The organism is Synechocystis sp. PCC 7509 (assembly GCF_000332075.2).
Lineage (GTDB): Bacteria > Cyanobacteriota > Cyanobacteriia > Cyanobacteriales > Chroococcidiopsidaceae > Aliterella.
The window spans coordinates 66,745-86,542 of the sequence record NZ_KI966370.1; the positions used below are offsets into that span (position 1 = coordinate 66,745).

The following is a 19,798-nucleotide window of genomic DNA, read 5'->3' on the forward strand; positions in this document are numbered from 1 at the left end:
AAGTTCATGCGCTCCTCGGCTTCAACAGTAAAACAAACTAAAATGCAAAATTCTGAAAGGATTTTAAATCAAAGCTTTCAGGAAGTTGTTGCATATCTTTGCACGGACCCGGTTCCAATCTCTGGAAGCTGTACGCGCTCCCATTTTTTCCAAGCGGAGGGTGAGTAAGCAGTCACTGGAGTACAACTGAATACTACGAAATCTTGTTATTCAGTTGTACTGCTAACTAGATGAAATTGACTTAGGATGTTGAAGTTTTCAGGAGTCAAAACATCTTGTAAGTCGGGCATTTGATTGAGCAGCATAATTTCTTCCTTACACAACTGTTGCAAAACTTCTAAGCAGCGATCGCGTTGTGTTCCTGGTTGGAGGTCTTTTAGGAGATAAATTGCCATATTTAGCTTAGGTATTACATTAAGCACCTCTCGCGGGAACTGTTTTAAGAGTTTATTGTTAGTATCAACATGGTGCTGTAACTGTTGTACTTCTTGTTTCAATGCTTCATTTTTTTGCCGCTCGTCGTTATACTGTTGCATCACAACTTCATGTTTAGCAAACCGAGTAGAGATTGCTGCCAGTAACTCGTCTGTAGTGAATGGTTTGGTAAGATAATCGTCTGCGCCTAATTCCATAGCACGTCTTCTATCAGAGTAATCGGCCATAGCAGTGAGAAAAATAAACGGGATTGTTGCCGTCATCTGATTTTGACGTAAAGCGCTCAGGACTTCGTAACCATTGATTTCTGGCATCATTACATCACAAATAACTAAGTCTGGTAAGTATTCCTGCGCCCACAGAGCGCCAATCAAGCCATTCTCAGCGCTAACAGCATCGAACTGTTCAAACTCAAGTATTTCTAAAATATTACTTCTAACTGTTGCTTCGTCTTCAATTACAAGAATCTTTTTCATTTGTTTGTACCTAATTATTTAATGGAAGTGTAACTACGAAAATCGTGCCAACCTCAACTTCGCTCTCAACAAAGATTGAGCCATTATGCAATCCTACAGATTTTTTAACAATGGCAAGTCCCAATCCTGTACCAGAAATATTGCCAACATTGCTAGCTCTATGAAAAGCATCAAATAATTTGGTTTGGTCTCCTACAGGAATACCAATGCCTTCATCTTGAATACGAAAGATAGCTAAATCTTGTTTGCCAATTAAGTCAAAATGTACAATACCGCCTTGAGGCGAATACTTAATAGCATTTGAAAGTAGATTACTCAATATTTGCCGTAGCAACTTTTTATCTAAGCAAGCATTGACGAATTGCTCTTGAGTACAAAAGGTAATCTTGTGAGAACTGGTGGTAAGTTGGATCTCCTCTACCAAGTCGTGACAGAATTTTACAAGTTCAAGTGGTATTGGTTGAAACTCCAACTTGCCTGCTTCTGCTTTGCCAATTAACAATACGTCATTTAATAAATCCGTTGTGTGTTTGACAGATGATTGAATACGTTGGAAATGTTCAACTTTTTTCTCCTGACTTAATTTATGATTGTAACGTTCAAGAATTTCTGTAGAGGATAAAATTGTAGCTAAAGGAGTACGAAACTCATGGGATGCCATAGTAACAAAACGTGATTTGAGTTCCCCTAGTTCTCTTTCCTTCTCTAAAGCTTTTAAAATACTTTCCTCTGCTCGCTTGCGCTTAGTAATATCAGTAGAAATTCCGCAAATTGCATAAATACTTTCATCAGCGTCATAAAGTGGAAACTTAATTGATAAGTATGTATGAAAACCATCATCTTGATGAAATACTTCTTCCGACTCTAAAGCAGCTTGAGCTTCCAAGACTCTTTGGTCGTTGACTTGATATATTTCTGCCATCGCTTTTGGAAATAAATCATAGTCTGTCTTACCTTTCACATCCTCTTTACTAATTTGAAAAACTGTTTTATACCATTGATTAACTAAAATGTATTGACCTTGAGTATTTTTAACGGAAATTAGTGCTGTAGAGTTATCTAATATCGCTTGCAGTTGCTGCTCACTTGCTCTTAACGCCTGCTCTACTCGCTGGCGCTCGACGATTTCATTTCTCAACTCCTTATTAACCTCGTTTAATTGAGCAGTACGTTGTGCCACTCTACTTTCTAGTTCGTCATGAGCTTGTTTTAGTGCTGTTTCTATTTGCTTGCGCTCAGTAACGTCTACAACATAACTTCGGATTAAATCGCTCTCAGCAATGTAGTGTATGGATTGTTCAAAAACTCGTTCGCTATATTTAACCTCACGAATAAAAAACTTTGCTTTATTATTTTGAACTTGTGCTACTAACCCGGCTAACATTGGGTGCTGTAATTGTGCTTCCCTCAGACCTGGAAATTGCACGGTAGCGGCTGGATTGAGGTAAGTTATTGTGCCATCTAAAGTAATTTCAATAATTGGATTAGATAATAATTCAGGAAAAGAAGCTAATCGAACAAGTGCTGATTCGATTGAGTTTTCAAATTCAATGTCTACTCCAATTAAAGTTTGAAAAGGGTTGCTTAAGTTGGACAATAAGTCTGAAACCTCATCAGCTTTACTAGATGTCACTAGGTCTACATCGGAAAGACTAGAACTAGCATAGTACTTTGCTTCTACATCCCCGGCAAATACAATCACATCACCATGTTTAAGATCATGGGAGAAACAGCGTTGCTCATTAATAATGATGCCATTGGTACTTCTGTCTCCCTGTAAGTTGCCATCAATTATCCGAAATAAGTAACTAGCAGTTTCGGGAATAGCAATCCGTAGTAAAATAGCGTGCTGGCGAGAAACTAATTTAGAGTGCAGCACAATAGAGTTGGTTGAATCGCGACCAATTGAACAGGTACTATCTTCTAACTTAATTACACGTTTTCCCTGTTTATCTTCAACCACTAGGAGATGTTGAATTTGTTGTTCACTTTTTATCGCATTTTTCATATAAATATTTAAGGTCTTAATCAGATTGTTCCCATTTTTGAGTAGAAAACTACTTTATTTAGGAAAAAACTATGTAAAGATTTAATCAACAGAATTTTGATGTATTTGGTTGATGAGCGATAAGCTTTCTTCATCTGGTGTGATGGAAGAAAACTGTAGAGTTTTATTTACAGCGAGCAATTTCGTAAATTCTGCAACTGGTATTGGACGGCTAAATAGATAGCCTTGGATCTGATCACATTGTTGTTGCCGAAGCAAAAAAAGTTCAGCCTCGGTTTCTACACCTTCAGCAATCGTTTTTAGATTCATACCGTGTGCCATTTGAATAATTGCTGTGGCGAGTGCTGCGATTTTTGCATCGTCTACAATACCATTAACAAAGCAACGATCTATTTTTAGCGTGTTCACGGAAAATTTATTTAAATAGTTTAAAGATGAGTAACCAGTACCAAAATCGTCAATTGCTATTTGAATTCCTAGAGCTTGTAATTCCTTCAATATTATGTTTACAGGCTCGGCATCTTTAATAAAGATGCTCTCAGTAAGCTCCAATTCTAAATATTTAGGCTCCAAACCAGCTTTTTCTAAGATATTAACTAGGCTTTTACTAAAATTTGGTTGATTAAAGTAACGACCTGACAAATTCACTGCTATTCGTAAAGGCGGAAACTTGGCTATTTGCCAAAGTTTATTTTGCTTACAGGCAGTCATCAATACCCATTTAGTAATAGGAATTATCAAACCATTTTCTTCAGCTATAGGAATAAAATCTGCTGGCGAAACTACTCCTATTTCTGGATGATGCCAGCGCAATAATGCTTCTGCACCAACAATCTTTCCTGTTTGTAGCTCGACCTGGGGTTGGTAGTAGAGTTGGAGTTCTTTTCGTTCTAATGCGTAGTGTAGTTTAGTATCCAACGAGAGGTTATTGGTACAAGCTCTATTAATTACCTCTTTGTAAAATTGATAACTATTTGATGTTTGCTCTCTAGCAAAATTCATAGCTATGTTAGCGTACTTCATTAAGGTAATTGTATCTTTACTATCCTTTGGATAGAGAGCAATCCCAATATTAACAGTAACAAAAACTTCTTGATCTTCTAGAATGAAAGGCTGAGATAAACTGTGAAGTATAGTTTGAGCTACATTAACTATTTCTTGTTTTTGCTTAACATTCTCCAAAAGGATAGCGAATTGCTCTACTTGTAACCGAGCTACAGTTTGATTTTCGTCAAGACAGCTTATTAATCTCTGAGCTACAGCTTTAAGTAACAAATCGCCAACTAAATGTCCTAAAACACTACTAATCTGGTTAAACCGCTCTAGTTTAAGTAGAAAAATTGGGACTAGGGTATCTTCACAATCAGCTTGAATTATTAGTTGATTGAGTCGCTCTTGTAATAGAAATTGGTTAGGTAGGTTTGTTAAACTATCGTAGTGAATTAGATGGTGCAGTTGTTCTTCAGCGTGCTTGAGTTCGGCAACACAACTTTGGGAGAAGGTTGCTTGTCTTTCTAGGCGAGTAGCAATCGCACTTAGGAGTTCGTCTGCGGTAATAGGCTTAGTGAGATAATCATCTGCTCCCAAATTCATCCCTTGACGGAGGTCAGCTTTGCTGGCTTTAGCTGTAGTAAAAATGAAGGGAATATTTGCAGTATTTGGGTTTTGACGTAATGCACTTAATACACCATATCCATCGACTTCCGGCATCATTACGTCGCAAAGTATTAAATCGGGCAGATGTTCTTGAGCTAACTTAATTCCCAAAGAACCATTGTTAGCTTCAATAGTGATAAAATCCTCAAGTTCAAGAATTTGTACAGTGTTAGCTCGCAGTAGTTTTTCGTCTTCAATCACAAGAATCTTTTTCATTTGTTGTTTTCTAGTTATTTGAGGGAATAGTGACAATAAAAGTAGTACCAACTCCGACTTCACTGTTGACCGCGATATTGCCGCCATGCAAGTCCACAGATTTTTTGACTATCGCTAGTCCTAGTCCTGTCCCTGAAATAGTGCCAACGTTGGTAGCTCGATGAAAGGAGCCAAATAAATTAGCTTGGTCAGCAGTTGGAATACCAATGCCCCGATCTTGAACGCGAAAAATTGCTTCTTGTTGTTCGCAAATCAGGTCAAAATTGACAATACCGCCAGAGGGTGAATATTTAATAGCATTCGACAATAGATTGCCGAGAATATGACGTAGCAGTTTTTCATCCATGCCAACCGTTGGGCATTCTCCTTGCTGATGAAAAGATATTGTGTGGGTGTTAGTAGTAATTTGCATCTCTTCGACTAGGTTGCGGCAAAACTGTACAAGCTCAAGTGGTGTGGGCTTGCACTCTAGTTTTCCCGCTTCAGCTTTACCAATTAACAGCACATCATTTAATAGCTGAGTCATATTTTTGACCGTTGCCTGAATGCAGCCCAGGTGATAGAGTTTTTTCTCCTCACTCAACTTATGGTGGTAACGTTGCAAGATATCGGCGGAAGATAAGATGGTGCTTAAGGGAGTGCGAAATTCGTGAGAAGTTATAGTCACAAAGCGGGATTTGAGTTCTCCTAGTTCTTGTTCCTTTGCCAAAGCACTACGAATTTCTTCTTCTGCCTGCTTGCGTTTAGTGATGTCAGTGATAAAACCTTCAAGACCAAGTACCTCTCCTTTGCTATCAAATACTCCACTGCCTTTTTCCCACAGCCATTTCTCCTGAGCGGATTTAGTGTAAATCCTATATTCCACTACATAAGGTTGTTGTTTGGCGATCGCACGTTCAATTACCCGATTAACTTCGGCTAAATCTTCAGCATGAATAATGGTGTTGTACGAACTTCTACCATTACCAACAAGTTCTTCGCTTGTATACCCAGTGAGAGCGAGGCAGCCTTCACTTAGGTATTTCATTGACCACGGAGAGTTTTTGTTACAAGAGAAGACAATACCTGGCAGGGAATCAATTAAGGTAGCTAATCTTCGTTGACTTTCCCGTAGCGCCTCCTCCGTCCGCTTGCGATCGCACACTTCCATTGCTAGAGAAACTAAGTCTGCGATAGAGCCAGCAAAATTCTGTTCTTCTAACGCCCATTGGCGCGTAGCTCCTATATGCTCGTGGCATACAACTCCTACCATCTGACCACCTAGCCAAATTGGTGCATCCAGCATGGATGTAATGCCGAGGGTAGATAGATAAAACTCGGAAAATTCTTTGGTTCTAGAATCAATTTGGGCATCGTGCGCTGCAATAGTCCGCTCAACTTGTAATGCCTGAAAATAGGCTGGATAATCTACCGCCGACAACTCAGTCCCTTTGGTATAACTATCTATACTCTGTTGATACAGATTGAGGCAGTGAATCTTCGAGCGATCGTCGTTATATAACCACACGCTGACCCGTTCAATGTCAAGGGTAAAAGCTGCTGCTTTCGTAATTTCTTCCAAAGCAGCATTAAAATCTCCAAAATTTAGGGTTTCGCGTCTTGCCAGTTCTACAAGTACTTGATTCTGTTTTTGCAGACGTTTTTGGCTTACACGCAAAGCTTCTTCTACCTGCTTACGCTCAACAATTTCTCTTTCTAATACTTGTTTGGCGGATTCTGCCACTTTCACTCGCAACAGTACCTCTTCGGCTTGCTTGCGTTTGGTGATATCTCTAAACACAATCTGTATCGCCGATCTACTTTGATAGACAATTGGTATTCCTTTTAGCTCAACATCTATAACTTGACTGTCAAGCTGAACGAACTTGCCTTCAATAAGTTCTGTCTGCTGACCTTCTTGTTGAGTTGACCAAACTTTTGTCTCAATGATTTCCTGCGAGTCTGGATGAACGAAATTTAATACAGGTTTGTCGATAATTTCCTCTGCAATAGTTGCACCGAGAAGTTTTACACCAGTCGTATTTATATAAATAAGTTTTCCTTCGCTACAAACAGCGATCGCTTCAGGAGAAAACTCTACTAAACGGCGATAGCGTTCTTCGCTTTCTTTTAATGCTTCCTCTGACTGTTTACTTTGAGTAATAGCTCTCTCCAAAACGGCTAAATTACGTCGTAACTCCATTTGCGTCATTACCTGACGAGCCAAAATTTGTAAGGCTTCTTTCTGTTCGCAACTCAAATTTCGCGGCACATAATCAATCGCACATAAGGTTCCTAAAGCAAGCCCTGCTGTAGTAGTTAAAGGCGCACCAGCATAAAATCTAATGTTAGGGTTTTCAGTCACCAAGGGATTATTCGTAAACCGCACATCCTGGGCAGCATCCTGAACCACAAACAAGTCAGGCTGTAAAATAGCATGGGCGCAAAAGGCAACATCTCTGGGAGTTTGTGAAGCTTCTAAGCCCACCTTTGACTTAAACCATTGTCGCTTACTGTCAATTAAACTAACTAGCGCAATTGGAGTTCCACAAATTTGTGCAACTAGGCGGGTAAGATCGTCGAAGGCTGCTTCGGCGGGAGTGTCAAGAATTTCATATTGATGCAGTGTATCAAGCCTGCAAGCTTCGTTATCAGGCAATGGAGCTTTCATTGTCTTATGTTTACTCTTACTAAACTATGACTTTTGTGGTTTTGCCCAATAGAGGAGTGATCCACTCGGCTTTACTCAATTAGTATTCCCAACAACTAGCTCATAGTTATCACTGCCTCTACCAATACGGTTAAATAAAGCCGTTACTGACTGAGAGTACAATTCAAGCTAAAAGGGGATGGCTTGAAAATGTGAGGTCGTGCATTAATGGGGTCGAGCCGAGATAGCTGTAAAAAAGTGCCACGAACCTTCGCCGCCATGAATGCGCGGGGTTTTTGAGCAGCGATCTTCAGACATAAAACCCTTTTTTGAGTCAATTTACATCTGCTAATCTTAGTTAGCAGGCATTATCCGAGCAAAACGGACTATGACGGAAATCTACAAATAGCAAGTCTTAAGAGCGAAGTGGCACTAAACCACACGTATCCCGGCTCAACCCCAACTACGCGCATAGCAGTTTTGGAGCAACGAAGAAGGACACCATCGCCCATGCGCGATGAAACTATCCCCGCTCGCTCTGCTACCCAAGATGCCTCTTGGGTAGCTAACTATAGCTAGAAGCGGTCATTCGGCAGCCTGTATAAGCAAATATCATCAAAACTAGCTCAAACCCTGATTCTATTGGAAAGCGGCGTGGCAAATGCTTGAGCAGTAGAGTACGACTGCCTGCACCCGGATCAGGGATGATGATTGGGATTATCGGTCAGCAATCCAAGAGACTTCGCAATAGCGCTCAGGCGGTCGTCAGCTGTGAGAAAAATCAATTGAGCAGATTGCGTAGTAGTAGCGAAAGCGGGTTGAAGGAGTAGCACTGATGCTAGTTGTACCGCATCATAAGCGCGTAGAGGGTATTGCCCGACCAGTTGTCCTGCCGTTTCCGCTAGTGTGGCATCGAGTTCAATGACTTGGTACTGATTATTCAGATCAGAGCGAAACCTTTGGATAATCAGCTTTCTATCCGTGGGAGTCAAACTACCTTCTCGTTCCCGACGGGCGATCGCACTTCTGACTTCTACCCAAGTGATTCGGGCAATAAACAATGAGTTGCCGGGATTGGGAGCCGAGAGCGCTCTTATCCAGGCACTACCAGTTTCCGGCACGTACCGTTTTACCAGGGCGCTACTATCCAGAAAATAGGCGGTCACATTGGACCCCGTTCTTCAATAATGATTTCTGAGAGCGGCTTACCTGGAGATGCCTCTAGTCTTTGGGTTAGTTCGCGCCATGCTTCTTCGGAGACTGCTTCAACATCGCCGCGACGGGGAGGAGGCGTGACCAGTCCCGCGTCCACTAGAGACTGAATTACCTGTTCGGTTGAACTAGAAGTTTCTTCCGTCAAAACTTGCAGCCGCACAGTTTGCCCATCAGTTAGGGACAAAGGATTTTGGGGGCGCAGCATCCCGTTAGAGTAGACAGCAGTAATAATTTCTGACATAGTTAGCGTACTTTTCTGCGAAGCGTTGTTATGAGGCTGAATTTGAGGTAAAAATGGCAAGGCTGTATCCAATTGCTACGAAACGGCGATAAACATTGCCCTCCAAAGCTTGCCAAAAAATCCTAGCAATTAGTCTAATTTGTTCTATTTTCAAACTCAAAAGATCCATAAATTGTCTCCCTCTGGATTGACCTCAAAAACTGAAAAGAAACAATTAGCTAATTGACGAGCAGAGGTATAGCTAGATTATCAGCCATAAACAAGCAAAACGAAAGCATAAGTAAATCGTGCTGTGCAGAAGTTACACCTCGCTTTAGAGTCTACAAGTATGACTTGACCAGAGAGGTAATAAATTCTTCAATATCGCACTGCTTCCAAATCATCAACCCAGTTTGCTATTCCTCCGGCATCGGCAACTGCCACGAAGGACAAGTGTACCAACCATTCTTATCCGGGTCAGAAGCTCTATTCGTATTGCACTCCTCAATCACCTGCCGATTACGCTCCAGCAGCAATCGCTTTGATGCCCCCAAATTCCAGGCAAAGACAAAGCCCAACACCCCAAGAGTCGCCATCAGCCCTCCCACCACCACCAGCAAATTTTGATGCTTAAAAATAGCCGCCAGCGCCGCCCCAATCCCCCGCCAACCCGACTGGGCAATACTAGCGTCAATTATTGCCACCGCCCGCAATTCCTTAATCAACTCATCCGTTGCAATCCGCGCGCGACCAACTTCCTCCAAGTATGGCCTCAGCACCAACCCCATAGAATTCTTCAACTGTTCGGGATGAATCTCTAGACTGCTATCAGTTTGTCTCAGTTGCGCCCTCAGTTCAGCAATTTCAACTCTAGTCAGAGCCGTTTCCACCACCCAAGGGAAAATCTTATCCGTTGCGGGAATTCCGCTTGCTTGGAGAATTTGGCAAAGTTTCTGTTTCCTGTCCGTTGGCATCTCTGGATGCCTCTGGTTCAAAAAACGCACTATCGGCGAGTCGTTCGGCTCCATCGAGTTGAGCATAGAAATCTTCCAAATAAGTTTGAATTTCCTGCTGTCCCAAAATCCCAAAATCGGGATAATCCCGCGCCTCCCCCCAAGTCAACAATTGCTTTTGGGGATTACGCCCATCAACTACCTTCTTCATTTCCAGGTCGAACAAACCCAGCCGCACCACAGGCACTCGATAACTCTCCAGCAACCCCTGAAAACTAGAGGACTCAAAAAACTCCAAATCCGTTGTATTGCGCCCCAGATTAGCCACAAAGATCATCGGCATATATTGACCAATAGTTTCTGCTGTCGGTCTAAACAAATTTAAAGAATCATTATCCAAATCGCTCACAAACAGATAACGCATCCTAATCCCCAAACGAACAGCAGTTGGCATTACCTTTTTCGTCACCAGCCAAGTAAGCAAACTTTCATTAGTCCCCGCCCGACAATTAGCCACAACAGGACGAAGTAAAGCCGCATCTAACAAAGAATTTGCCGTACTCGCTCTGGAAGCATCCTCACTAAAAAACGCCTGCCTATCGAACTTATGGTTGCCGTAATAATTGCTCGTCGTCGCATTACTCTTATCAGTGTCAATCAAAAAAAATTCCTGCTGGCGATCCAAATGCCGTTGGCAATCCAACCGCGCGACAAAAGACTTACCAGTACCCCCCTTTTCTCCACCCCAGAGATTAATCGCATTACTCACAACTGATATACTCCTAATCCTAGAAATTAACAGCAGAATTAGCACTTGTACTAGCAGGAGAATCAGATTTAACCGACGACTTAGTAGCTGATGGCTTAGAACTTACAGCTTGGGTTGGCTCCGACGACACCTTAGCATTCAATCTTTGCCAATACTTCCGAAACGTACTCGGCTGAACTTTAATTCCGTAAGTAGCCGCCAGCCGACAAATATCTTCCGCACCATAACCCTGAGACAAAGCAAGAGCAAACTTCTCTTGATTAGTCTCCAGCAGCTTCTCAAAAGAAGCAGGATTAGGCTTAGACCCCCAAGAATTAAGCTCCGTTAAAAACCCATCAGGATCTGGTTGAACATCTGACACCTGAACTTCATCAACAGAAGCAGCAGACTTTTTCGACTTAGAATCAGTTGGCATAACTAGCAGCCCAGAAGATATTATTGCATCCAAAAAGTGATAATTATCTAATATTACAGCAATATCTGAATCTGAAAAAGATAAATTACTATTAATAACATTACCCCCAGTAAGTGCCAGCCAACAGATGAAGCCAAGCGACACCCCCGTGAATACGCCTACGGGCAAACCCTCACCCCTGGTACAATCCAATTCCTGACCCCGCCCTTGGACAAGCTGTGAACTTTCGGTAAATAAGCTCCGCTCATTTACCTCATCGCTGCGCGACCGTTCAAGCTTGCCAGGGGAGTACCCCTGAACCCCCAACCCCCGGACACCCTACTAGCTAAACCCAAAAACCTGCCGTGACTAACCGCCCCCCTCTAGATGAGATATTGCAAGGAGTATTTAATAACTCTCAGATAGAGCTACCTGGAAAAATAGAACGAAAAAACAAACTTAGTTTTGTCGTCAGCGACGAAGAATTAGAACTCCTCAATGCTGCACGAGGGGGAATGAAGTTAAGTGAATACCTCCGCTCTGCCATCTTCAAGCAGCAACTACCCATTCCTCGCGCCACCGTTCCTGCTATCAACCGCGAAACCTTAGTTAGGTTAAACCGGATTGGCGCACTGCTCAATCAACAAGCTAGGGCTTTGAATACTGCAAAATGCCTTAATAGCTTTTCGGGAATATCAAGCGAATATCTCCAGCAGTGTCTCGAACAACTGCAACAACTAGAGCGAGAATTAAAACAACTCGGTCGGGCAATTGTTCTATTAAACGCTAGAAATAGGAGCGAGAATGATTGGGAAGATATCTAAAAGCGGTAGCTTCAAGCAGCTAGTCGAGTACCTAGATAAAGAAGATTCCGTTATCCTGGGAACAAATATGTATGGTCAGAGCATTAGAGAACTAACTGCTGAATTTATGACTATCCGCGACCTAAACCCCAGTATCAAACAACCTGTATTACACGCCTCCTTATCGCTATTACCTGGAGAATCCCTAAGCGACGAACAATTTAGAGAAGTATGCGAAACATGGATGGAGAAGATGGGCTTTGACTTAACTAAAAATCAATATCTAATTGTCCGTCATAAAGACACAGAACACGAACACGCCCACCTTGCTATCAACCGAATAGATATGCTTACTACCAAGGTAGTAATTGATAGCTTTGAGCGTTACCGAAGCCAGGAAATTATTCGTCAGTTAGAGCAGAATTATGATTTAGAACAAGTTGCTCCTAGTTGGCAGACCTTTAAGAATTCTGAGCATGAGATAGAGCCTAATTTACAACGAGCTAGTCGCAAAGGATTGACTCATGAAATAGAAATAGCTGCTATTGATAATCCAACGATGCCAGAATTTTTCCACCGCTTGGTAGAGCGGCAGATTCGATCTGAAGTGGGATTTACCCGTAATGGCAAGCCCAAGGGCATCACCTACAAAGTAGCAGATGGTGAGAAAGTAGCTGGGAATGCCTTGGGTAAAGCCTATAGCTTCCCAGGATTGCAGAAGTATCTGAAAGTAACCTATGACCCGACTAGAGACAACCAGAAACTAGCTGAATTTGTCCAAAGCACACAACAACAAAATCAGGAATTACAACAAGAGAGAGAACCTGCGCGAGAGGAACTAGAAGTACAGACTCCTCACTCCTCCTTGGAAGCTATAGAAGAACAAAGCATACCGGAGCCGAAAATTCAGCAGATTTGGTCGTCACAATATGGAATTCCCGCTATAGAGGACTTGGTAAAAGCTATTCCAGAAAACCTAAGAGAGACACAAGCTGAAACCCCCGAAAGAGATCGCAGACAACGAGAAAAAGCCCAAGCTATTTATCAACAATGGGATAGCCTTACTAGGGCGATTTATCAAGTTGAAGACCCAAAAGACATCGACCCGCGAATTGCGTTTTTGATGCAGTCGCAGCAGCAGACCTCCAAGCAGATTACTCAGGTCTTAGCACAAAGCCCCGCCGTGCAGGAGTTACTCAAGCGCGACTTCACCTACGCTCAAAGCTATTCCCAATTCTGCCAGTCTCAAGCTTGTGACAATCAGACAACCTGGCAGCCTGATCTTGACCAGTACCGTAGGGCTGTGGAGCTAGAGCGCCAGCAGCAGGAAGAGCGGCGTATCGCCAGCGAGCGTCAGCAACAGCAGCAGCAAGAACGACAACATAATTTGAAACTGCTCTTGCAGTGGCAGGAAACAGCGATCGCTTTGGGCAGACCTGCATCCTATGTGGAGCGAATTCGTGAGGTGACGGCAGACTACCAGCGTGGTCTACCGTTATCAGAGAAGACCATTGCGGCAAGGCAACAGGATTTAGCTGCTAAAGAGCGACAGCAAAAGGCGCAACGTCCGCAGGGAGAATTGAGTTTATGAACTAATGCATAATTTTTTCAATCATGCCTGGTAAGTATATGGGCAGATACCTGCTTCGGCAGAGTAATGTACCTATTGCCGCCTTCACTAGATGTGTTCAACTCGATTAGTTAAGCAAATCCAGACTAAACAGTGCTATAAGGTGCTTTCCAGGGAACAATAAGAACGCCCCCATTTCTTTCCTACATCTATGGAGCAACATCTGCGCCAACTCATTGAAGAGGTGTGTCAGCACCCACTTAAAAACCCGAAAAGACAGAAGGCTATGAATAAGCTGCTCATTGAAATTCAACGATTACCAGGATTAGGCAAATCCTCCCACCCAGACTATTTAGATGCCTTGAATCAAACCTGGGAGGTTCTTCCGAGCTTTTGGTGATCTAGTCATAAAGCTGGATAATTCTAGGAGGATAAGACACCTTTAAAGCTTATGACTGTGCAATTCTTCCAATACCTACTTCCTGATTGCAACCTGCTCCGTTTAGAAGACTGTGAAATCGACACGGATAACTATCTGATTACTTTGAACGTATCCTCAACCCAGATATCAGCCCAATGCCCACTCTGCGCTACGTCAACGCAGCGCATCCATAGCCGTTATAAACGAACACTAGCAGACATTCCTTGTGTGAGCTTCAGTTTGACCTTAGCACTCCAAGTCTGTAAGTTCTTTTGCGATAATTGCGCTTGTGTCCGTCGTATTTTCACCGAGCGGATTGGGGGAGTCGCTGCTCCTTGGGCAAGAAAGACCGTTCGCTTGGTGCATTGGTTGCAGAGCATTGGTTTAGCTTTAGGAGGTGCCGCCGGGACACGTCTGGCGCACCAACTGGGCATTCAAGCTTGTGGAAGTACCCTGTTGAACCACCTCAAACAGTTACCCTTACCACAATTGGAGGTGACAAAACTGCTGGGGGTGGATGATTTTGCTTTTCGTAAGGGACGGCAATATGGCACTATCTTGGTGGATCTAGAGCAGCATCAACCGATAGCTCTACTGGCAGATCGCAAAGCCGAAACGTTGGCACAGTGGTTATTGCACCATCCTGGGGTGGAAGTTGTGTCGCGCGACCGTTCTAAGGTCTATCGAAGTGGGATAAACCAAGGCGCACCGGATGCTTTGCAAGTGGCTGACCGATTTCATCTAGTGCAAAACTTAGTTGAAACCTTGGAAAAAGTATTTAGCAGCTATAGTGCTGAACTCAAAGCCATTGAGCAACGGCAGCGCCCCAATGTCACTGCACCGAAGCCAGCGATTGTCAAGGCTAAACCAACGGCAACCGTAACGGCTCAAGCCCAGACCCAGACTGCTTATGAGCGAAGGGTGGAGCAACAGCAGCAGGTAAAGAAACTCCACCAGCAACAATGGTCTCAAATCGCTATTGCCCAAGCCCTTGGGGTTAGTGTTCGGACGATACATCGTTACCTGACGCGGCCAAACTTACCAGCAACACTGCCTCGGCGCAAATCCTTTGGCAGAAGTGTACTTGACTCTCACAAGCAGCTTCTTTTAGAGTGGTGGAATGGGGGCATCCGGCAGCCTAAACTGCTGGTGAGCTTGCTGCAACAGCAGGGATACAGTGGCAGCGAGCGGACTGTGACTCGCTACATTAGTCAACTGCGTCAGGCTCAGGGGCTGCTTGCAAAACCTGGGCATTCTGCTCAAAGCCTAACCAAAGTGATTGACGAGCAGTCTCCGCCTTTGACGGCTCGTCGAGCCAGCTATTTAGTTGTGAAGCGCCAGGAGAATCGAGCGTGCGAAGACATCGAACTGTTGGGGCAGCTAGTAGCACAGCACCCAGACTTAGCAATGGCAGTAGAGTTAGCAGAGGAGTTTTTACGACTGCTACGCCAGCGACAAGGTGAGGCGTTTGCAGCTTGGTTGACTAAGGCTCTCAAAAGTTCATTGCAGCCCTTTCAATCACTTGCATCAGGTCTTTTTGATGACTTTGCAGCTGTTAAGGCAAGCATGATGTTAAGCGTGAGTAATGGTCCAGTGGAAGGATTGAATAATCGATTAAAGATGTTGAAACGACAGATGTATGGACGCGCTGGATTAGCATTACTCAGCAAACGCTTTATTCTGTCTCAGTAAGCCATATCCAAGCATCATCAGTTCCTCACATTATGACTAGATCACCAAAAGCTCGGAAGAACCCAGGATAGTTGACATTTGACACTCCGCTTTGTTTAATAGTGTACAGGCAGCGCCAGTTACACCTGTAGCGCAATATTTGGGATTGAGCCGAGATACGTGTAAAAAGGTGCCACTTCATCGGAAATCCTTGCTAGATGGTCATTTAGTTCACTCCCAAGCTATTTTCTCTATCTCTGTTTGAAGGTCACTCTGTGTTCCACGAACGTAGATCATTGTGGTGTCAAGAGAATCATGACCCATAATTTGAGCGAGTCGATGCAGTGGAACCACTTGAGCCATTCGATATCCAAACCGATGACGCAAATCATGTGGACTGACATCAATGAGCGAAGCTAAATGAGTATATTTTTTGACCAAGTACCCCAAGGCTCTCTCCGTCAGAGCCTCGCCCGTTTTTTCGGAAAGAAATAGATAACTTATTTCTTGTGTCCGAGTCTTGAAATACTCCACTAACACCGATCTAGCTGTTGCATTCAATGGTACGTCGCGGTATTTATTGCGTTTGCCATGTACTTGTAAAATGCCGCTACGTTTCCCTAAGTGAACCTGTTGTTGTTGAAGTGTACAAACTTCTTGGGAACGTAGTCCAGTATGAAGCATCAAGACAATTATTGTTCGGTCTCTGAGGCTACCAGAATGCGTAACTGCCGCAACCAAAGCAGATTCCTCCGCATCAGAGAGATGACGTGGCGCTGAACCAACAAAAGGGATTAACTTAACAATCTGTGCAGGGTTATTGTTAACTAACCCAGTTTCCATAGCCCAAGCAAAATAGCACTTAAGTGTCACTAAATATCGGTTTACAGAAGCTGGTTTGAGTTGCAGTGAATTTTGTAAGTAAGAACGATAACTTGTTATTGTCGGGGTAGCAATCGTATTTAGTAAAAAAGATTTGGGAATTTCTTGGCCTTCAGAGGAGGATTCCTCCCACCAGAATATAAACTGGCGAAGATCGCTCTTGTAGTTACGAATAGTTACCAGGCTGACATCCGCCACTGAGCCTAAATAGGATTCATACTGTGCTAAAGTTTGCTCTCCCGATTTTGAGATTGCTGGGATACTGTTACGTTTCATGGCACATTACACCCTCAATTTTTAGTTAAGATAGCCTAACGGCACGTGTAAAGACATTAGCAGACATGATATTTCCGAGATATTAAGAACATTAGCAGACATTTATCCCCTTAAAACCGGATAGTAATATCTGCTAATATTACTTAGCAGACATTTTGGCATCCTGACCAAAAGCCTAAAAGGACAAGCCAATTACTGTTATTGAACGTACCGCTTACCCTCAATTCAAGCAGCAACCTAGCGAGAAAGAATTAGCCGAACTTTATACTCCAACTCAAGAGGAACTTGAGTTTATCAATGCCAAGTCTCGCGGCTCGAACGGACGGCTGAGTTTATTAGTGATGCTAAAAACCTTCCAACGGCTCGGTTATTTTCCTCATCTAGAGTTTGTGCCACTTCTAATTATCAACCACCTCCGCTCCGGCTTGAAGTTGAGTAGTAAGGTCTCAGCAATTTCTTCTCTACGTTCCCGTCGTCGCTATATGTCAGTTATTCGCACATACTTAAATGTTAAGCCCTATGACAATGCAGCACAACAATTAGTAGCACAAGCTATTGCTGTAGCGGCTCAAGTAAAGGATCATCCAGCAGATTTAATTAATGTGGCGATTGAAGAATTGGTAAAAGAACGTTATGAGTTGCCAGCTTTCAGCACTATTAACCGATTGGCTGCCAATATCCGCTCTATTGCCAATACTCGTCTATTTCAACGAGTAGGGGCAGGATTATCCCAAACTGAACAAGGCTACTTAGACGGGCTGCTATTGAGAGAGTCGCAGCAGTCAGTAGCTACCTTGAAGTTATTGAAATCTCCACCCAAGAGCGCCACACTGTCACATATGCAGGAACTCTTAGCTAAATTTGACCAATTGATGTCTTTTGGAGATGCGGAGCGATTACTTTCAGGCATTGCTAAGAGTAAGGTGAAGTCCTTTGCTGCACAAGCAAAATCATTGGACATATCTGAGTTTCAAGATATCAAGCAGAGTAAACGCCGGACTTTACTTTTGTGCTTGCTATACCAGGCTCAGATTAAAACACGAGATCATCTAGTAGAAATGTTTCTCAAGCGTCTCCAAACTATTCACACCAAAGCTAAAGCTAAACTGGTCAAGTTGAGAGAGAAGCACTTAACTCAAACTGAGGCTCTGCTAGGAGTTCTGGCGCAAATACTGGTGGTTTCTAACGATAGCCTTAACGACACTGCTTTAGGACAGCAAGTGCAATCTGTTCTTACTTGTCATGGTGGTTCAGAACTACTGCTATTGCAGTGCGAGGAGATCGCTGCTTATAACAGCGACAATTACTTTCCCTTGTTATGGCAGTTTTATTCTCGCTACCGCAAGCTGCTGTTTGGTTTGGTGCGGTCACTGGATATTCGCTCTACAACTCAAGACCAGTCGTTGATAGCAGCTTTAACTTTTGTGCTTGAACAAGAGCATCGACGCGGTAAGTGGTTATCTGCTGGAGTTGATTTGAGCTTTATTAGTGACAAATGGCGACGATTAGTTGTTTTTACCACTGGTAAAACTGAAGTATTGGTTCGCCAGCAATTAGAGATTTGTATATTTACCTACTTGGCAATGGAGTTAAAAACGGGGGATGCCTGTGTAGAAGGGTCGGAAACCTATGCAGATTTCCGTCAGGAGTTACTCTCTTGGGACGAGTGTAAACCGATGATGGCAGGCTATTGCAAAGAACTTGGTATTCCTTCAAACTCCCTTGAATTTATTGAGCATTTGCAACGCTTGCTCACCCAAACGGCAGAGAAAGTAGATCAAATTTGTTCTGATGGCAAACAAGTTACTATTAGCCCCGATGGGGAACCTGTGCTTAAACGCATCCCCGCTCAAGAAAAGCCTGACGGAGCCGCAGCGCTAGAAGCCTCAATCTTGCAGCGCTTACCAGAACGTAGTGTCCTCGATATCCTTTGTAATGTCGAGCATTGGTTGAATTGGACACGGCATTTTGGTCCGTTATCTGGTTCCGAACCAAAAATAGAAAAGCCAATGGAGCGCTACATTTTCACGACTTTTGGCTACGGCTGTAACTTAGGACCGAACCAAACGGCTCGTCATACTAGAGGAGTAGTGACGAGCCATATGCTTTCCTATATTAACCGTCGTCATATTACAGCCGAGAACCTACAAGCTGCTAGTCGAGATATGATTAATGCCTACAATCGTCTCCATTTGCCCAAGTGCTGGGGTAGTGGGAAGAGAGCCGCAGCCGACGGCAGCAAATTTGAGATTTATGAAAATAACCTCCTGTCGGAGTATCACATCCGTTATGGCGGTTACGGTGGTATTGCTTATCATCATGTTTCGGACAAATACATTGCTTTATTTACACATTTCATTACCTGTGGTGTTTGGGAAGCAGTGTATATTTTGGATGGGTTACTAAAGAACACTTCAGATATTCAGCCCGATATTCTACACGCAGATACTCAAGGACAGTCCGCACCTGTGTTTGCGCTGTCGTACCTATTGGGAATCAAATTAATGCCACGCATTCGTAACTGGCAAGACTTGACCTTTTTTCGTCCTACCAAGGAAGCGGTATACAAATACATTGATCCCTTATTTAAAGACGTAGTGGATTGGAAGCTGATTCAAACCCACTGGCAAGACTTAATGAGAGTAGTGTTGTCAATTAAGGCGGGTAAACTCATGCCTTCGACCATACTTCGTAAACTAGGAAGCTACAGCCGTAAGAACCGCCTTTATCAGGCTTTTCGAGAACTGGGGCAGGTAGTACGAACGATTTTTCTCCTAGAATATATCTCAGACCGAGGACTGCGGCAACAAGTTACTGCTTGCACCAATATTGTTGAGGGTTATCATCGTTTCTTAGATTGGTTGTTCATCGGCAAAGATGGAATCGTTACGGAAAATGACCCAATCGAACAGGAAAAGCGAGTTAAGTATCTTGATTTGGTAGCAAGTGCGGTTATTCTCCAAAATGCTTTTGATATGTCAAAGGCAATTCAAGGTTTGAGCTTAGAGGGCTACTCGATTAACCAAAAAGAAGTTGCCACTTTAAGCCCTTACATTACCAGACATATCAAACGATACGGAGATTATGTAGTGGATTTGCATAACATTCCACAGCCCTTAGAAGGAGCAATTCTTCTCCCTATTGAAATATCCGAAAGCTATATCTAGTAAAGCTTTTAAACGAAGTGGCACCTTTTTACACGTA

The 19,798-nt window shown here is 43.2% G+C and carries 15 protein-coding genes; 5 read left to right on the forward strand and 10 right to left on the reverse strand.

The genetic code is table 11. From position 1 onward, the window contains the following. Nucleotides 1-206: 206 nt before the first annotated feature. From SYN7509_RS0224635 to SYN7509_RS28030, 4 genes are all read right to left on the reverse strand, one after another. Nucleotides 207-911, reverse strand: a complete 705-nt coding sequence (locus tag SYN7509_RS0224635; protein ID WP_009630922.1) for a response regulator transcription factor — start codon at nucleotides 909-911, stop codon at nucleotides 207-209. Nucleotides 912-921: 10 nt separating this feature from the next. Next, a complete protein-coding gene (locus SYN7509_RS0224640) occupies nucleotides 922-2,919 on the reverse strand; it encodes an ATP-binding protein (RefSeq protein ID WP_009630921.1) in 1,998 nt (665 codons plus the stop codon). An 81-nt stretch (nucleotides 2,920-3,000) separates the two neighbouring features. After that, on the reverse strand, nucleotides 3,001-4,791 hold the full coding sequence (locus tag SYN7509_RS0224645; protein ID WP_009630920.1) for an EAL domain-containing response regulator: 1,791 nt from the start codon (nucleotides 4,789-4,791) through the stop codon (nucleotides 3,001-3,003). Between the two features lie 10 nt (nucleotides 4,792-4,801). Further along, nucleotides 4,802-7,441: a PAS domain S-box protein gene (locus tag SYN7509_RS28030; protein ID WP_009630919.1), complete on the reverse strand. Its 2,640-nt coding sequence runs from the start codon at nucleotides 7,439-7,441 to the stop codon at nucleotides 4,802-4,804. A gap of 405 nt (nucleotides 7,442-7,846) precedes the next feature. Here SYN7509_RS28030 and SYN7509_RS30390 point away from each other — a divergent pair, with 405 nt between their 5' ends. After that, nucleotides 7,847-7,999: a hypothetical protein gene (locus SYN7509_RS30390; protein WP_158506207.1), complete on the forward strand. Its 153-nt coding sequence runs from the start codon at nucleotides 7,847-7,849 to the stop codon at nucleotides 7,997-7,999. Nucleotides 8,000-8,118: 119 nt separating this feature from the next. Here SYN7509_RS30390 and SYN7509_RS0224655 read toward each other — a convergent pair whose 3' ends face one another. From SYN7509_RS0224655 to SYN7509_RS0224680, 5 genes are all read right to left on the reverse strand, one after another. Next, the gene (locus SYN7509_RS0224655; RefSeq protein WP_009630918.1) at nucleotides 8,119-8,586 is read right to left on the reverse strand and encodes a type II toxin-antitoxin system VapC family toxin; all 468 of its coding nucleotides are present in this window, start codon (nucleotides 8,584-8,586) and stop codon (nucleotides 8,119-8,121) included. Next, nucleotides 8,583-8,936, reverse strand: coding sequence for an antitoxin family protein (locus tag SYN7509_RS0224660; protein WP_202807383.1), 354 nt, complete (start codon nucleotides 8,934-8,936; stop codon nucleotides 8,583-8,585). The genes SYN7509_RS0224655 and SYN7509_RS0224660 overlap by 4 nt, the downstream gene beginning before the upstream one ends. Nucleotides 8,937-9,271: 335 nt before the next feature. After that, nucleotides 9,272-9,829 carry a hypothetical protein gene (locus SYN7509_RS0224670; RefSeq protein ID WP_148298198.1) on the reverse strand — a complete coding sequence of 186 codons (558 nt, stop codon included), beginning with the start codon at nucleotides 9,827-9,829 and terminating at the stop codon, nucleotides 9,272-9,274. Further along, nucleotides 9,762-10,577 (reverse strand): P-loop NTPase family protein, encoded by an 816-nt coding sequence (locus tag SYN7509_RS0224675; RefSeq protein WP_009630914.1) that lies wholly within the window; start codon nucleotides 10,575-10,577, stop codon nucleotides 9,762-9,764. Before SYN7509_RS0224675 ends, SYN7509_RS0224670 begins: the two co-directional genes overlap by 68 nt. Nucleotides 10,578-10,596: 19 nt before the next feature. Continuing rightward, nucleotides 10,597-11,298, reverse strand: a complete 702-nt coding sequence (locus tag SYN7509_RS0224680) for a hypothetical protein (protein ID WP_028954611.1) — start codon at nucleotides 11,296-11,298, stop codon at nucleotides 10,597-10,599. Nucleotides 11,299-11,336: 38 nt separating this feature from the next. Here SYN7509_RS0224680 and SYN7509_RS0224685 point away from each other — a divergent pair, with 38 nt between their 5' ends. From SYN7509_RS0224685 to SYN7509_RS0224700, 3 genes are all read left to right on the forward strand, one after another. After that, entirely contained in the window at nucleotides 11,337-11,795 is a 459-nt protein-coding gene (locus SYN7509_RS0224685; RefSeq protein WP_009630912.1) for a plasmid mobilization protein, read from the forward strand. After that, nucleotides 11,776-13,365 carry a relaxase/mobilization nuclease domain-containing protein gene (locus SYN7509_RS28035; RefSeq protein ID WP_009630911.1) on the forward strand — a complete coding sequence of 530 codons (1,590 nt, stop codon included), beginning with the start codon at nucleotides 11,776-11,778 and terminating at the stop codon, nucleotides 13,363-13,365. The genes SYN7509_RS0224685 and SYN7509_RS28035 overlap by 20 nt, the downstream gene beginning before the upstream one ends. Before the next feature lie 436 nt (nucleotides 13,366-13,801). Beyond that, nucleotides 13,802-15,457 (forward strand): ISL3 family transposase, encoded by a 1,656-nt coding sequence (locus SYN7509_RS0224700; protein WP_028954398.1) that lies wholly within the window; start codon nucleotides 13,802-13,804, stop codon nucleotides 15,455-15,457. Nucleotides 15,458-15,667: 210 nt separating this feature from the next. On the opposite strand, the gene SYN7509_RS0224705 is transcribed toward SYN7509_RS0224700, so the two are convergent. Continuing rightward, the gene (locus SYN7509_RS0224705) at nucleotides 15,668-16,594 is read right to left on the reverse strand and encodes a tyrosine-type recombinase/integrase (protein ID WP_009629933.1); all 927 of its coding nucleotides are present in this window, start codon (nucleotides 16,592-16,594) and stop codon (nucleotides 15,668-15,670) included. Nucleotides 16,595-16,794: 200 nt separating this feature from the next. On the opposite strand from SYN7509_RS0224705, the gene SYN7509_RS0224710 reads away from it, so the two are divergent. Further along, nucleotides 16,795-19,761 (forward strand): Tn3 family transposase, encoded by a 2,967-nt coding sequence (locus SYN7509_RS0224710; RefSeq protein WP_432205693.1) that lies wholly within the window; start codon nucleotides 16,795-16,797, stop codon nucleotides 19,759-19,761. Nucleotides 19,762-19,798 lie beyond the last annotated feature (37 nt).

Coding starts and splice junctions, on each gene's coding strand:
- SYN7509_RS0224640 (WP_009630921.1), bottom strand. CDS start 2,919: ATGAAAAATGCGATAAAAAGTGAACAACAAATTCAACATCTCCTAGTG.
- SYN7509_RS0224645 (WP_009630920.1), bottom strand. CDS start 4,791: ATGAAAAAGATTCTTGTGATTGAAGACGAAAAACTACTGCGAGCTAAC.
- SYN7509_RS28035 (WP_009630911.1), top strand. CDS start 11,776: ATGATTGGGAAGATATCTAAAAGCGGTAGCTTCAAGCAGCTAGTCGAG.
- SYN7509_RS0224670 (WP_148298198.1), bottom strand. CDS start 9,829: ATGCCAACGGACAGGAAACAGAAACTTTGCCAAATTCTCCAAGCAAGC.
- SYN7509_RS0224635 (WP_009630922.1), bottom strand. CDS start 911: ATGAAAAAGATTCTTGTAATTGAAGACGAAGCAACAGTTAGAAGTAAT.
- SYN7509_RS28030 (WP_009630919.1), bottom strand. CDS start 7,441: ATGAAAGCTCCATTGCCTGATAACGAAGCTTGCAGGCTTGATACACTG.
- SYN7509_RS0224705 (WP_009629933.1), bottom strand. CDS start 16,594: ATGAAACGTAACAGTATCCCAGCAATCTCAAAATCGGGAGAGCAAACT.